Annotated in this window: 18 protein-coding genes; 15 read left to right on the top strand and 3 right to left on the bottom strand. The window is 48.9% G+C overall.

Going from position 1 to position 14653, the window contains the following annotated elements; all coding sequences use genetic code 11:
• Positions 1–4 precede the first annotated feature (4 nt).
• The 3 genes from P8X24_RS10150 (at position 5) to P8X24_RS10140 (ending at position 2602) form a co-directional block, all read left to right on the top strand.
• The gene (locus tag P8X24_RS10150) at positions 5–1876 is read left to right on the top strand and encodes an aldehyde ferredoxin oxidoreductase family protein (RefSeq protein ID WP_372915918.1); all 1872 of its coding nucleotides are present in this window, start codon (positions 5–7) and stop codon (positions 1874–1876) included.
• A 259-nt stretch (positions 1877–2135) separates the two neighbouring features.
• Positions 2136–2396, top strand: coding sequence for a hypothetical protein (locus P8X24_RS10145; RefSeq protein WP_372915916.1), 261 nt, complete (start codon positions 2136–2138; stop codon positions 2394–2396).
• Positions 2387–2602 (top strand): hypothetical protein, encoded by a 216-nt coding sequence (locus tag P8X24_RS10140; protein WP_372915914.1) that lies wholly within the window; start codon positions 2387–2389, stop codon positions 2600–2602. Before P8X24_RS10145 ends, P8X24_RS10140 begins: the two co-directional genes overlap by 10 nt.
• On the opposite strand, the gene P8X24_RS10135 is transcribed toward P8X24_RS10140, so the two are convergent.
• A complete protein-coding gene (locus tag P8X24_RS10135) occupies positions 2577–3146 on the bottom strand; it encodes a cyclase family protein (RefSeq protein ID WP_372915912.1) in 570 nt (189 codons plus the stop codon). The genes P8X24_RS10140 and P8X24_RS10135 overlap by 26 nt on opposite strands.
• Before the next feature lie 89 nt (positions 3147–3235).
• On the opposite strand from P8X24_RS10135, the gene P8X24_RS10130 reads away from it, so the two are divergent.
• Complete coding sequence (locus P8X24_RS10130) at positions 3236–4321, top strand: AAA family ATPase (RefSeq protein WP_372915911.1); 1086 nt, start codon at positions 3236–3238, stop codon at positions 4319–4321.
• 38 nt (positions 4322–4359) lie between these two features.
• Positions 4360–5625 (top strand): adenosylhomocysteinase, encoded by a 1266-nt coding sequence (locus P8X24_RS10125; protein ID WP_372915909.1) that lies wholly within the window; start codon positions 4360–4362, stop codon positions 5623–5625.
• Here the strand turns inward: P8X24_RS10125 and P8X24_RS10120 are convergent.
• On the bottom strand, positions 5576–6586 hold the full coding sequence (locus P8X24_RS10120) for an ATP-binding protein (protein ID WP_372915907.1): 1011 nt from the start codon (positions 6584–6586) through the stop codon (positions 5576–5578). The two genes, P8X24_RS10125 and P8X24_RS10120, sit on opposite strands and share 50 nt — an antisense overlap.
• A 57-nt stretch (positions 6587–6643) precedes the next feature.
• On the opposite strand from P8X24_RS10120, the gene P8X24_RS10115 reads away from it, so the two are divergent.
• The gene (locus P8X24_RS10115) at positions 6644–7396 is read left to right on the top strand and encodes a PH0542 domain-containing protein (RefSeq protein ID WP_372915906.1); all 753 of its coding nucleotides are present in this window, start codon (positions 6644–6646) and stop codon (positions 7394–7396) included.
• Here P8X24_RS10115 and P8X24_RS10110 read toward each other — a convergent pair.
• Positions 7365–8357 (bottom strand): hypothetical protein, encoded by a 993-nt coding sequence (locus P8X24_RS10110; protein ID WP_372915905.1) that lies wholly within the window; start codon positions 8355–8357, stop codon positions 7365–7367. The two genes, P8X24_RS10115 and P8X24_RS10110, sit on opposite strands and share 32 nt — an antisense overlap.
• Before the next feature lie 178 nt (positions 8358–8535).
• On the opposite strand from P8X24_RS10110, the gene P8X24_RS10105 reads away from it, so the two are divergent.
• The 9 genes from P8X24_RS10105 to P8X24_RS10065 all read left to right on the top strand — a co-directional run bounded on the left by P8X24_RS10105 (position 8536) and on the right by P8X24_RS10065 (position 14632).
• The gene (locus P8X24_RS10105; protein WP_014733717.1) at positions 8536–8862 is read left to right on the top strand and encodes a helix-turn-helix domain-containing protein; all 327 of its coding nucleotides are present in this window, start codon (positions 8536–8538) and stop codon (positions 8860–8862) included.
• A gap of 9 nt (positions 8863–8871) precedes the next feature.
• Positions 8872–9837 carry a class I SAM-dependent methyltransferase gene (locus P8X24_RS10100; RefSeq protein ID WP_372915903.1) on the top strand — a complete coding sequence of 322 codons (966 nt, stop codon included), beginning with the start codon at positions 8872–8874 and terminating at the stop codon, positions 9835–9837.
• Between the two features lie 158 nt (positions 9838–9995).
• Complete coding sequence (locus P8X24_RS10095; RefSeq protein ID WP_372915901.1) at positions 9996–10496, top strand: archaellin/type IV pilin N-terminal domain-containing protein; 501 nt, start codon at positions 9996–9998, stop codon at positions 10494–10496.
• Between the two features lie 95 nt (positions 10497–10591).
• Complete coding sequence (locus P8X24_RS10090; RefSeq protein ID WP_372915899.1) at positions 10592–11242, top strand: flagellin; 651 nt, start codon at positions 10592–10594, stop codon at positions 11240–11242.
• Between the two features lie 11 nt (positions 11243–11253).
• Positions 11254–11919: a flagellin gene (locus tag P8X24_RS10085; protein WP_372915897.1), complete on the top strand. Its 666-nt coding sequence runs from the start codon at positions 11254–11256 to the stop codon at positions 11917–11919.
• A gap of 10 nt (positions 11920–11929) precedes the next feature.
• Positions 11930–12412 carry a flagella accessory protein C gene (locus P8X24_RS10080; protein WP_372915895.1) on the top strand — a complete coding sequence of 161 codons (483 nt, stop codon included), beginning with the start codon at positions 11930–11932 and terminating at the stop codon, positions 12410–12412.
• 3 nt (positions 12413–12415) lie between these two features.
• Positions 12416–13660, top strand: coding sequence for a FlaD/FlaE family flagellar protein (locus P8X24_RS10075; RefSeq protein ID WP_372915893.1), 1245 nt, complete (start codon positions 12416–12418; stop codon positions 13658–13660).
• Positions 13661–13675: 15 nt separating this feature from the next.
• Entirely contained in the window at positions 13676–14149 is a 474-nt protein-coding gene (locus P8X24_RS10070; RefSeq protein WP_372915891.1) for a flagellar protein, read from the top strand.
• A complete protein-coding gene (locus P8X24_RS10065) occupies positions 14150–14632 on the top strand; it encodes a flagellar protein G (RefSeq protein ID WP_372915889.1) in 483 nt (160 codons plus the stop codon).
• Positions 14633–14653 lie beyond the last annotated feature (21 nt).

Raw genomic sequence — 14653 nt, 5'->3', positions numbered from 1 at the left:
AACCATGTACGGATATGCGGGAAAACTTCTCGATATAGACCTTAGCACAGGAAAAGTAAGAACAGTTGAGCTAAATGATGATATGGTAAAGTTCTATGGAGGTAGGGGGCTAGGGACGTATTTGCTATGGAAGGAACTTGGCAGAGAATGGGAAAAAGTTGATCCTCTGGGAAAAGAGAACCTGCTTCTCATACTTACTGGCCCTTTAACCGGGTATTATCCTGGAATAAAAATCGCGGTGGTTTCAAAATCACCCGAGAGTAACGGCGTTGTTGGTAGCGTTCTAAGTAGTGAGGTTGGAGTAGAACTTAAAGCTAGTGGATACGATGGAATAATAATTCGTGGCAAAGCCGAGGAACCAGTTTATTTACTCATAAACGACGACAATGTAGAAATTAGGGATGCATCAAGATATTGGGGAATGGGTGGAATCGAGCTATACAAGACGCTGGTAAAAGAAATCCACGAGGAGTTAAAGGAGAGATCTAAGCTTCGTGGTATACCAAAGGAACCAGCTGTTATGTATATTGGAAAGGGAGGAGAGAACAAAGTTAGATTCGCTTCCATAATGAGTAAATGGGTACACGCTGCTGGATACGGAGGATTTGGGGCGGTCATGGGAAGCAAAAATCTAAAGGCAATAGTCGTAAAGGGAAACGGGCCACTACCAAAAGTATACGACAGTGAGAAATTAAAATCCATGCTTAGAGAGATACAGAGGGAGCTCTTAACCCTAACGACTTTTAGGCAGTGGGGAACTGGAGCGGGAGGTTACAGTGTTGGTAGGGACAGGTCGAGTCAGCCAATAAGGAACTGGCAGGAGGAGTATCATGACGATGAGAGGATAAGTGTTCTGAATTTTGAACTCAAAGCATGGATAAAGAAGTATTGGGCAGATTACGGTTGCCCAGTGAACTGCATGAAGATATCATACCTCAGGTACGGGGAGTACAAAGGAGCGATAACGGATGCTCCCGATTATGAATTGATGGCTTACCTGGGGACTAACCTTGGAATTTTTGAGCCGGAAAAGATAATTTACCTATCATACTTGGTAGATGATCTTGGCCTGGATGGTATAAACGCCGGAAATGTCTTAGGATTCGTCGCAGAACTTTACCAACGCGGAATCTTAACTGACGAAGATTTGGGAGTTAAGGTGAATTGGGGAGACGAAAAGGCCTTTGCAGAACTACTAAAACTGATAGCTGAAAGAAAGGGTATTGGAGATGTCTTGGCTGAAGGTACCTACCGCGCAGCCCTTAAGATTTCTAAGGAGAAGGGAATCGACGTGACGAGGTATGCAATTCAAGTCAAGGGGATTGGAGTAGGGGCTCACGGAATTAGGAGCAACCTAGATTACACGAAGGACATAAGCTACGCTGTATCGGTTCAGGGTGGGGATCACACATCAACGGCAAGTTTACCACCGAAAAGCTACGAAGGAGAACTCATAAATGCCTTCTATGATTCAGCGGTAATTTGCATGTTCACGACAAAACCAGGATTTGAGAAGATTCTTGAGTTTGGAAATGCAGTTACAGGATTTGACGTTACTCCAGAGAAGTGGATTAATGAGATGGGATTAAGGATAATCCATCTCCAAAGAATACTCTTGCTATTGGGAGGGCCTGATGTATATTGGGATCCAAGGAAAGATGATGAGAACCCACCAAGGTTCTATGAGCCCCTGCCCACTGGGCCCATGAAAGGTAGGGCGCCAAACAGAGAAGACGTTAAGAGAAAAGTCCTCGAGTACTATAGGCAAATCGGCTATGATGAATACGGGATTCCTAGGGAAGATATTTTGGAAAGCCTAGGACTAGGGGAGGCGAAACGGGAGATTAAAAGGATAAGGAAGAGACTTGGAGTATAAGACTACCGTGGAAGCTCAGGTTTCTAAACCACAACAAGCTGACCTCCTTTTTGTCCTGAAGGGTGAGGGTTCCTTTTGGGCGTCATGACCTTTAGGGCTTTCATTGGTTTGCCCACCTTTGTTTCAGCCCGCGGGCCCGGCCTAAAGTTACCCCTACCGCAAAACGGCTCGGGGTTATCGCCAAGAGGCCACTCCAGAAGTTTAAACTGCCGAGATCTTGAGAGGACGCCTACCAGCATCCCAACGGGGAGGGACACGAGTGAAACCCCCTCATCTCATCGGCTTTGATAACCTCTCCGAGGCCCTATTGCAAGAGTTCAAAGAAAGGTTTCGATCTATAAATCTCAATTACTGCATCCCTGCCCTAAAGGGCGAGGCTTTCAAAGAAAAAGGTACAGGGATGACATACGGAAGCCATGCAGTTTACGTCAGGCGCCAAGTAATCACGAGGATGCTTGAGGAGTCATCTAAGCTCGTTTTGAAAGAGTTAAACTCCTTCCTAGCGAAAAGGTGTGGATAAAGGAAGAGTACATGGAGCTATTAAGGGCCATAGCCCAGGGTAAGGGCACATGGGATGAGCTCAAAGAGACCTTGAGAATAGGGGATTCGACACTCGCTAAGCTGTTGAACAACCTTACAAAGGCCTCCTTCATAGAAAAAGTTGGAGAGAGGTATAGAATTCAAGACCCAGTTCTTAAGTTCAGCCTGTTATCGCGATGGCCCTAACCGGACTTCCAGAACCTCTCTCAATCTTCAGGGGCAGTCCTATGAAAAGGAATTCCTTCCCTACGAGCTTGTCAAGGTTAACGAGATTCTCGTATATGGGCACGCCCGCCAAGAGGAGGATCCTGTGAACGTCCTCGCTTCCTATGCTCATGGCGTCGGTTCCAACCGCCTTCACCTTACCCCTAATAAGCTTTTCTGCAGCCTCTCTCGAGAGCTCCCTACCCCCGGTGAGGAACAGGACTATCTTCCCACTAACTTTATCTGGAACCTCCTCGGGCTTAATGGAACCATCTCCTTTCCGTACATCGACGACAATGCCAATTCCCATGAACCTTTCGAGGGGAACCTTATCTATGGTTCTCCCTCCCTTAATAAAATGGGCTGGTGCATCAACGTGGGTTCCGGAGTGCTCCCCCATCTTTATAACGTTCATGTAGAAGCCATTACCCTCTATCTCAGACCAAGGAGTAATCTCGATTTCGGGGTCTCCGGGAAAGGTGGGGGTTTCTTTTCCAAGCCGCATAGTTAGATCGACTATACCCATACATTATTTGTTCCACACTTTAGTTTATAAGTATGATGTCCTTTGATCAACACCTTTAAATAGGGGAAGCCCCTTCCCTATGGAATGGGATGTCCATGTTCTTTAAGGTGAGGCCCATAACGAAAATTGAGGAGTTGCATGGGGAGGGGCATAGGAGAGTTGTCAAGCTGTTAAAGGAAAACGTTGAGGCAGGGATCTTCACAGCCCTTTTGGGGCCAAGAAGGGTTGGAAAAACGAGCATTTTGAGAGTTTTCCTCAACGAGTATGATTATAAGTTTCTCTACTATGATCTCTCCCCCTTCATCGGGAGGTTTGGTGTGAGCTACCTTGAGCTAACTCCTGCTATAATCAACGTTGATCCCAAGGATCTCTCCTATCGTGCCCAGCTCAGCCTTGGAATAGTGAGGCTGGATGTAAAGCCTGAGAGCTCCATTAGGTTCCAGAATGAGCTGATAAACCTTCTTAGGGAGCTGAATAGTAAGTACGAGAACGTCCTTCTTGTTATAGATGAGGCCCAGGTAATGCCAAGGATAAGGGGCCTTAATATGCTTGGGGTTCTTCAGCTGATAAGTAACACTCTCGATAACGTGACCGTCATAATGACGGGCTCAATGCCCGGGCTCCTTGAGAAGGTTCTGAACCCTTCAGCCTCCCAGCCAATGTTCTCAAGGTACGTTGATAAGATACACGTCGAGAGGTGGACACTTGAGGAGAGCGTTGAATACCTCAAGAGGGGATTTAAGGAAGAGGGGGTTCCATTTTCGGAACCTGAGCTTGAAGAAGCCGCCGAAGAGCTTTCAAACGTTCCAGGGTTTTTAGCTTACTATGGAATAGCCAGAGTTAGGGGCCTAAGTCATGAGAAAGCCTTGGAGGAGGCTTCGGAGCACGCCGTTAGGGTTTGGGAGAAAGACCTCGAGGCATTCCTAACGGTCTATAACAGCAGAGCTTACGTGACTATTTTGTCGCTCATAGCAAGCTCGAAGTTTGGAATCAGCAGGAGGGAAATCCTGAATGAAGTTCGGAGGAGGGAAGATATCAGCGAGAGGAGCGTCACGAGGATACTCCACAATCTTGTCATGTCGGGAATGGTCGTCCGGAGAAGCGGGAAGTACTTCATCCCGGAGAGACCATTGGCGAAGGCAATTCTTAGGGTAGCAGGGAGGCATAGGTCATAGGTTTTAAACCTTGAGACCTAAGCTTACAGGGTGGTAGTATGGACTGCACGAAGGATTACTGCGTTAAGGACATAAAGCTTGCCCCCGAGGGCTGGAAGAAGATTGACTGGGTCTCAAGGTTCATGCCGGTTCTCCAGCTCATAAGGAGGGACTTCGAGAAGAGAAAGCCGTTCAAAGGGGTAAGGATTGCCGCAACGTTGCACCTCGAGATGAAGACTGCCTTTCTCCTGCTAACGCTTAAGGCCGGGGGAGCGGAAGTTTCTGCCACTGCCAGCAACCCCTTGAGCACCCAGGATGACGTTGTCGCAGCGTTGGCGGAGGCCGGGGTTAAAGTTTACGCGATAAGGGGTGAGAGCAGGGAGGAATATTACGAGAACATGCACAGGGCCTTGGACATTAGGCCGAACATAATCATAGACGATGGGGCTGACATGATAAGCCTAGTCCACAGGGAGAGGCAGGAGTTGATAGAGGAAATATGGGGGGCAAGCGAGGAAACGACCACTGGAGTGATAAGGCTGAGGGCGATGGAGAGGGATGGCGTGCTGAGGTTCCCGGTTATTGCTGTGAACGATTCGTACACAAAGTACCTCTTCGACAACCGCTACGGGACGGGGCAATCTACCTGGGACGGGATAATAAGGACTACTAACCTTTTAGTTGCCGGAAAGAACGTTGTTGTAGTCGGCTACGGCTGGTGCGGCAGGGGAATCGCCATGAGGGCGAGGGGCCTTGGTGCAACCGTTATAGTGGTCGAGGTGGATCCAATTAGGGCATTGGAGGCTAGGATGGACGGATTTTTGGTTATGGACATGAAGGATGCAGCAAAGGTTGGGGATATATTCATAACCGCAACCGGGAACATAAAGTGCATAAGAAAAGAGCACTTCGAGCTGATGAAGGATGGAGTAATCCTCGCCAACGCCGGCCACTTTGACGTTGAAATCTGGAAGCCCGACCTCGAGGAATTGGCCGTTGAGATAAATAATCCGAGGCCGAACATAACCGAGTACAAGCTTAAGGACGGGAGGAGGTTATACCTCCTTGCCGAGGGTAGGCTTGTCAACCTCGTCGCCGCCGACGGTCATCCGGCGGAGATAATGGACATGAGCTTTGCCCTGCAGGCTAAAGCGGCCGAGTACATAAAGGAGAACCACGAAAGGCTGGAGCCAAGGGTTTACGTACTCCCCAGGGAGATAGACGAGATGGTGGCCAGGATAAAGCTGGAATCTATGGGGATAAAGATAGAGGAGCTCACCGAGGAGCAGAGGAAGTACTTGGGGAGCTGGGAGCACGGGACTTGAGTGATCTTATCGCGAGCAGCTCAAGCCTGCCCTGGGGGGAGAGGGTTCCTTTGAGGGGATCGTAGAAGAGGACGTTTTCCCTTATTAACTTCCTCTCCTCCTCCCCCAACTCGTCAACTTCCACCTCCTCCCTCTCGAGGAACTTATCTAGTATTTTGTAGTCCTTGAACTTCCTTATTTCCCTAATCCTGAGCCTCAGCTTTAGCTCGCACCACTCCCTAACCTTCCCCCTCCTCTTCGCTCCCTCTATTAGATAGCCCGGCTTCCCTCCGAAGTACTCCCATAGGAGTTCAGCTTCCTCCCCGCTAACGCCAAGCGTCCTTAGGAGCTCCATTGATGCTTCCCTTGAGAGATCGTAGACCGGGAAGTACTCCGCCCTTCCCGTTAGCTTTGCATTTCCATACACTTCCCCAATGAAGAGGCTGTCCGAGGTTACCACGAAAACGTGGGCTAAGTGAATCTCCTTCGTCAAGTGGATTAAAAAGTTGAAGAGCTGGTATATCAGGGGACCATCAACCTTCAAGTCCTTTATCACCTGGATCTCATCAAAAACCAAGACTGGCCTTTTGCCAGATTCAATTATTTCAAGCATGAGGTCTTTCAGGTAGGAGAACGCGTTTATCGGTTCTTTTTCTTTTAATATTACCTCCAAGATCTCTTGAGGAATCGGTATTCCGGTGTTGATCTTGGCCAGTCCCTTTACGATTTCTTTAATTGTTTTCTTGATTCCCCCGTACTCGGTAGAGAATAAAACCCTCGAGAACTCTTCGTAAGAGCTGACTGGGGTTGCCCTAAAATTTACGTAAAAGCCAACGTGATCCTGGGGCAGCCTCTTCAGGAATTCGAGCATTAAAGCTGTCTTCCCGGAGTTCATCGGGCCGTAGACGAAGTTTATGACGTTGGGCTCGAACCTAATTAACTTAAGGAGCTCTCCAAGTTCCTCCTCCCTATCAATGAACATTCGACCACCAAACATTTATTTTTTGAAGCTCGGATTTTAAGGTTAGGGGTGTGGGAAGTGGAGGAAGAGTTGGACATAAGGGAGTCATTGGCGAACAGCGAGGACCTCGATAAAATACTGATAATGGCCAAGTACGATGAGGAGGTTTTGAATGAGCTTATAGGATTGTTGGATGATGACCTCTGGACCGTTGCTAAGAACGCCCTCTCCATAATCTTGGTAATAGCCAAGAGCAAGCCTGAATTGTACGAGCCCCTGATAAAGAAGCTGTTTGCCATGATAAAGAAGAGCGAGGCGATCCCGCTAACCCAGGAAATCGCTAAAGCCTTTGGGCAGATAGCCAAGGAGAGGCCCGAGCTCATAAGGTCAATGATCCCAGTCCTCTTCGCCAACTACAGGATAGGGGATGCGAAGACGAAGATAAATGTGAGCTACGCCCTTGAGGAGATAGCTAGGGCCAATCCCGAGCTCATGGGGGTAATAGCGAGGGACTTCGCCGAGATGCTTACCTCAAAGAGGAGGGAGGACAAGCTTGCCGCGTTGAACTTCATAGAGGCAATGGGCGAGAACAATTTCAAGTTCGTCAGCCCCTACCTCCCGAGGATAATAAGCCTGCTACACGACAGGGACGAGATAGTTAGGGCGAGCGCGGTTGAGGTTCTGGTTCACCTGGCGACGTTAAACGATAAGCTCAGGAAGGTCATAATACGCAGGCTAGAAGAGTTCCAGGATCAGAGCAAGTTAGTCATGAAGGCCGTCAGGGAAGGGCTTTCAAGGCTCACCCTTCTTGAGAGGTCTCGGCCTCAATGATCCCCTCTTCAACTAGCGTCTTCACCGCCTGAGTAATCCTCTCAATCTCTTTCTTTAACCTCTCGTTCTCCCTCTTCAACTCCTCGTTCTCCTTCATTAAGCTCTTGACTGTCTTAGCTAGTTCCTCGACCTTTGACCTGGGTATGTAGTTCCTCTCTATTATCCTGAGGGCCTCCCTCGGATCGTAGCTCCCGGTCATCTTCGCCAGCCTCGCCCTTATCTCCCTCAGCTCCTCGGCGAGCTTCCCGTACTCCTCGACCTTCCTCTCTATGGCCTCCACCTCCTTGACCCCCTCCTGAAGCTTCGTCAGCTTCTCCCTTAGATCCTTGATTATCCTCTCCCTCGCCTCGAGCTTCCTCCTAAGCTCGACGTTCTCCCTGACGAGGGAGTCGTACTTCCCTATTATCTCCCTTACTACCTCAGGATTTACAGAGTTCATCCTCTCCTCGAACTCCCTCATCTTCTCCTCGACTATCTCCTCCACCTTCTCCTCTATCTTCTCCCTGAGCCTCTTCTCTATACTTTCAGCAACCTCCAGCGGGTAGGAGAGCATCCTCTCCTCCATCTCCGTTATCCTCGGAAGGACCCTCTCGAGGTTCGAAACCACCAGCGTCCTCCTGTCGAGTTCGTCAATTGCCTCCTTTAAGGATTCGATTTCCTTCTCCACCCTCTTGAAGTTGTTGTCCGTATCGGTTTTTAGTGCATCAAGCTTTGAGAAGAGGGAGTAGATCTTCTCCCTGACATCATCCATGTCCTGGTTTATCTCCCTCTTCATGGCGACCAAAGCTGATAGGGCTAGGATCGAGTAGTCCCCAAGCCTCTCCGAGTCAGCTAGTGCACTCTTAACGCTCTCCCACTCCTTTAGCTCCTTCAACCCCTCAACTACCTCCGGGTAGTGCTCTTGAAAGAAGGTCCAGTTTGCCCTCTCCTCCTTCTTACCGCCGAACATAACCTCTCCCATTGTAGATAGGCCAATGTTCTATTTAAGGCTTCCTGGGGCATCTAGGGATCATCCCGTAGATTGTTGATATATTCTGCAATTGTGAAATATTCAATAATGTTGCGAAACCTTTATTAATTCTGCAGTCATTATAGTACGGGGGTAAAGATAACTCAACAACGTAACACGGTGATGCCCAGTGCCGCCAGTGATAGACCCCCACGTTCTCAGGTCTTTGCACAGGAGCGAGCTCAGGAGGAGGATACTCCAGTACCTGTACGAGATTTATCCCTCCGCGACTTATCTGAGCGAGATAGCTAGGGTAGTTGGCTCCGATCCCTCCAACGTTAGAGGTGCCCTCGTTGGTTTGGGCAATCGTTATAACGGTGAGAGCTCCCTCGTCTACTTGGGACTGGTTGAGGAGATAGTTAATAACGGCTTCAAGTACTACCGATTAACCGAGTACGGGAAAAAAGTGGTTGAGATGCTCAAGGACTACCAGGCCTACTACAGGAAGTTCATGTGAGGTGGTAGCATGGGGAGGACTGAAGAGCTAATCAAGGTCATCGATACCAACATAAACCACATGATCAGCCTAAGCGTCCTCCACTTGGCCCAGCTCGGAATAAAGTACGGGATATTCAAGATAGTCGCCGGGAGGCCGAGCTATTCCGAGCTGCTCTCCCAGGTAAGCGTTCCGAACAAGTCCCTCCTGAAGAGGCTGGTCGACCACCTGGAGGCCCTCGGGATAATTGAGGAGACCCCCGGTAGGTTAGTCCTCAACGGCTTCTCCTACGAGCTGAAGTTTCCGAAAGAGGAGTACATGCTTCTCCTCCCGGACTGGATCCCGATATTCGAGGAGATCTACAAGATGGTCGACTTCGCGCTGATTTCTCCAGATCATCCCTACGTGCTTATGGACTTCGATAAGGACGCTGACTTCTGGGACATGAGGCTGTCATCATCCTTCCACTCCGCGTACAGGGAGCTCGTGCTCAGGCTGACCGGGCTTAAAGAGGGGAGCTACGTCCTCGACCTCGGCTGCGGCTCGGTTTCACCGGCCTACTTCGGAAGGTTCATAGGTGAGGACGGGAGGTACCTCGGTGTTGATTATTCGCCGGCTTTGCTTGAGATTGCAAGGGCAAGGGTAGAGAAGATGAACCTTCCCGTTGAGTTGAAGGAGATGGATGTAGGCTTGATAAAGCCGAGGACATCATATGATGTGGCTATAATGACGTTTACCATGGAGTACTTAACCAACAGGAGGGAAGTCCTGAGGAAGGTCATGGAGAGCCTGAACCCGGGAGGGAAGCTCGTAGTTGTGGACGCCTTCAGGGACGAGTTCAAGAACGTTGAGGCGTTGGAGTTCTTCGAGGGGCTAAACGATTCCTTCGTTGGCTTCCCGAGCAGGGCTGAGGTTAAGGAGTACATCCTTGGGGAGGGCTTTGATGTAAGCTTTGAAGAGCACGGCAAATCGGTTCTCGTGGTCAAGAAGCTTTAGGGCTTTCTTTTTTGTTGTGTACCTACATATGCACCTACATATGCACTTCAATTTTTACAAGCACTTCCACACACAAAAAATCGCTTTATATCCAGCTATTTTTAGAGATTATTGAAAAAACTCCAAGGGGGTGTGTGGTAGTGGCAAGAAGGGGTGCAGTGGGTATAGGGACCTTGATCGTATTTATTGCCATGGTGTTGGTGGCTGCAGTAGCTGCAGCAGTACTCATCAACACGAGCGGATTCCTCCAGAGCAGGGCTTCAACTACTGGACTTCAGACAACCAAGCAAGTTGCTAACGCACTAGATATTGTGGGTGTTTATGGAGGTTTCAATGACGGGAACCTTAGCAATATCACGATTTACGTGAAAGTCGTACCTGGTTCAGACCCAATAGACTTGAACGCCACTAGGATCCTTCTCAATGGAAAGCCAGTTGGCAAGAGCTTTGCGATTATTAGCACTAATGGAACAGCAACAAGTGAGACAGGGACTCTTAGACCTGGGGAGCTGGGGAAGATTGTAATTACTGATGTAAATGACCTTAAGAAGGGCACCTATGTAAGTGGTGAGATTGTGCCACAGTATGGCTCACCAGTGCACTTTGGGTTCTACTATCCAAATTCAACATCCCTCAATGGTACAGTTAGGCTTCAGTGATTTTTCAGTAGCCCTTTAACTTCTTCTTTCCCTATATAACTTTTTCATTATTGTTTAACGTCCTCATGGAAAAGCGTTCTCAGAGGTGGTAGCAGATGAGGAGGGGAGCGATAGGCATTGGCACGCTCATAGTCTTCATAGCAATGGTGCTAGTGGCTGCAGTAGCCGCAGGAGTTATCATTGGAACAGCGGGATATCTCCAGCAAAAGGCTCAGGCCACTGGTAGGCAGACGACCCAGGAAGTCGCTAGCGGAATCAAAATCTTGGATGTCTATGGGTACGTCAACTCCTCAACTCCAAGTAACGGCACGATAACAAAGCTAGCAATTTTCGTTGCACCGAACTCGGGAAGCAATGGAATCGACTTAAGCAAGGTTAAGATAGTGTTAACGGACGGGAAGAAGCTTGTAGTTTACAACTATAGTGGGAAGCTGTACAACGGGACTATAACTGACCTGTTTAGCATAACCAAGGTCTGGGAAAACGCCACTAACACGTCCTTCGCCGTCGTCGTTATCCAAGATGGAGGTAACAAGATGACAGAGGATCACCCAGCGCTTGAGTGGGGGGATGTAGTTGCGTTGTGCCTATCTACTGAAATATTCACGGATCAGAAGACGGGCGAGAATGGTATTGGCTCTAGTGTTAGGCTTATAGGGAAAGTAATTCCCGAAGTAGGTGCCGCTGGCGTGATAGACCTCGTAACACCCTCAACGTTTAACTCAAATGTAATATTACTGCAGTGAGGTGGTAGCAGATGAGGAGGGGAGCGATAGGCATTGGCACGCTCATAGTCTTCATAGCAATGGTGCTAGTGGCTGCAGTAGCCGCAGGAGTTCTCATCTCAACGGCAGGAAATTTGCAACAGAGGGCCTTAAGCGTTGGCAGGGAGACAACTATTGACGTTTCAAGTGGTATTAGGTTGATCTCAATTTGGGGATATGCTCCAGAAAACTCAACATCAAAAAAAATCAGGAGTAACATAACTAAACTTGTTATATATGTCAGCCTAAATGCTGGTAGTGAACCAGTAAATTTGAACCAGACAAGGATAATACTAACTGTTAAGGACCAGATGGCAGTGCTTTCCTATGGGGGGCCTGACGTCTTCAACTCATCAACTAGCGGAGCAAGCAATATCTTTACCCTAGGTATATGGAATCAGTTATCAAATACGACATTTGGGGTTGTGGTTCTACTGGACACAGACAAGAGCATGACTTCAAACGAGAATTCACCATCATTGACAACGGGCGATTTAGCAGCATTGCTAGTAAATACTGGAAAGGTATTCTCAAAATACAATGGAATCCCGCCATCTGTTAGGGTTATAGGGAAGATAATACCGCCGCACGGTGCGGCAACGGTGATAGACTTCCTAACTCCACCAACGTACTCAAGCACTGCAATAGAGCTACAGTGAGGTGGGGCCTATGGCCCTCGAGTTCCTTTCGTCTTTGTTCAAGAAGAAAAAGAAGGAGGAGCAGAGAACTGAAGAGACATTTGAAGAGGTTACAGTCGAGGAGCTAGAGGAGAGGGTTGAGAACAGGGAGCAGGAGGAGCAGATAAGCCAGATAATGGAGAGGCTCAACGAGATCGAGAACGACCTACCTAGGGTGAAGATAAGCATCGACAACGTAAAGAAGCAGATCCAGGAGCTCAGGGAGGAGATAGAGAGGCTCGACAAGACGATAAAGGACATCATGATGCTGTACGAAGTAGTTTCCCAGGAGATAAACCCCTTCAAGGAGCAGCTGAGCCAGGAGTCATCGCTCAGCAGTGAGATACAGGAGCTCAAGAAGCAGATTGACGAGCTAAAGATGGAGCTCGCCAAGGTCAAGAACGACATAAAGGTGCTCGCGGGTTATGGTGTTGATATAGACTCGATCTTGTATGATGTCCTCGCGGAGGTGTGATGTATGGAGGTCGGTTACGTCACGGATGCAGAGATCAATGCAAAGCTATCTGAACTTAAGGGCAAGGTTCCCAGCGTCGTCATTGAAGAGCTGAGGGAGAAGCTCATGGCAAAGAAAGATTCCTTAACCCCACAGCAGCTTGACGAGATAGTCAAGAGGGTCCTTGATGCCTACGGAAGCCAGGCTGCAAAGTACGAGCAGATAAGCAAGAGGGTTGACGAGCTCGGCAAGAAGCTTAGCGACCTGAGTTCCCAGCTCGCAAGGCTTGTTGAGGCTTTGGAAGAGAAGAAGTTTGCCGTCCACGAGAGGAAGGCCGAGGCGGTTGCCGAGAAGGCAGCTGAGGTCAGCGAGAAGATAGAGAAGATTGAGGAGCTGCTCGAGGAGAAGCCAAAGGAAGAGAAAGTCCCCAAGGAGATAACCGAGAAGATTGAGGAGTTGCATGAAAAGTTGGAGAAGCTTGAGGCCAAGATCGCTGGGGAGAAGCTTGAGGAGGCGAAAGCAAAAGTTGAGGAGCTCGAGGAGAAGATTGAGAAGGGGGAGGAGGTCAAGCCCGAGGAAGTTGAGGAGTTGCATGAAAAGTTAGAGGAGCTTGAGGCTGAAGCCGAAAAGCCCGCTGAAGAGGAGGTCAAGGTTGAGGAAGTTAAGCCTGAGGAAGTTGTTATAGAGGAAGAAGCCAAGCCTGAAGAAGTTGTTGAAAAAGAAGAAGTTGTTGAGGAAGTTAAGCCCGAAGAAGTTGAAGAGGTAACCCCTGAAGAAGTTGTTGAAGAAGTTGAGGAGGCTCCTGCTCATCCTGAAAAAGTTGAGGAGGGTGGTGTTGAGATGGCCGAAAAGATGAAGATCCCGGAGGACATTGCGAGCATTCTCTTCGAGGAAGAGCCCAAGAAGGCAAGGCTCGAGGAGATACCTGAGGATGTGGTTTCCATAATGATAGCACTGAAGTGGCTCGGCTTCCTCATAGACAGGGTCGGCATGCAGAACCTTGAAAAGGTCCTCGAGTTCTACTACGACATCGGCTGGATAAGCGAGAAAGTCCTCAACCAGCTCTTGAGGTTTGCAAGGGGAACGAGGCCGCACCACAGGGATCCAGAGTGGAAGCCGGCTGAGAAGCTCACCGTTCAGGACCACCTGATAAGCCTGCTGTTCATAGAGAGGCTTAGGGGCCTGAGGATTACGAGGGACGTCCTCGACAAGCTTGAAAGAGAGGTCAAGATGCTAGAAAAAACCTTGGATGAGTTCTACGGTGTCTGACCGGAGGGGTTACTATTGGGGTTCAGCGTTTCAGCGAGTGCAGCGATAGTCTTTATATCTTTTTTAATCGCGGTAGGAACCCTTTACACGGCATGGGACAACACCTACAGTGAAGTCCAGGCTGCCAGGGAGTTTTGGTATTCCCTCAAGCTTTCCCAGCTAAATTTTAAGATTGGGGATGTTTCGATTTCCCCCTCTACAAATAATAGTAATGTTGACCTTACCTTCAAATTCCTGGGTCAGACTATTCCTGGGAGGGTTGATGTCTTACACAACGGGACTTACGTTGGTTTCGCTGATCTCAACTATCTGATCCCCGGCAACGATTACACCGTTACAATACCCGGTGGTGCCGATATGAGTGGTAGCTCAAATCAGGTCGTCTTGGCCTTTGATAACGGTTGCACCTTACTTGTCACCTATCACTATAATGGAACCGAGTACGTTGTCGACTCAGCCTCAACCCAGTGCCCAGTGGAGGTGAGCTGAATGGCTGCAGGTGGGCCAGCGAGTGAGCTAATCATGTTCATCGTTGCAGTGATTGTGGCAGGGAGCGTTGCGGGGGCCCTGGCTTACGTCACCAACGACATAGCCAACAGCATGAAGGTGAGGGGGGTTGAGCTCGCCGATAACCTTAGAATCGACTTCGCGATAATCAACGATCCCAACGCGGTAGTTGAAGAAGGGACAGGTCCTTATTATTACACGTTTTACATCAAGAACATAGGCCAAGAGCCAATCCCATTCAACGCCGAGTCAATTCAGGTTTTTATAGACGGTAACCTGATCCCCTCCTCAAACCTCACCTTTACTGATACGGCTGGAAATGCGATAACCAGCCTTCAGCCCTACCAAGTGGGCGTCATCAAGGTTACCCTTGGAAAGGCATTGAATACCACAGTCCCACACAGGATCCAGGTGGTGCTTGAGAACGGTAAGAAGAGGGTCCTGATATTCAGGGTCAAGAGTTAAAATCAGCAACTGGGGGTGATC

The organism is Pyrococcus kukulkanii (assembly GCF_041647995.1).
Classification (GTDB): Archaea; Methanobacteriota_B; Thermococci; order Thermococcales; family Thermococcaceae; genus Pyrococcus.
The sequence above is the reverse complement of the archived record's forward strand: the minus strand, read 5'-3'. Positions and strand labels throughout refer to the sequence as shown.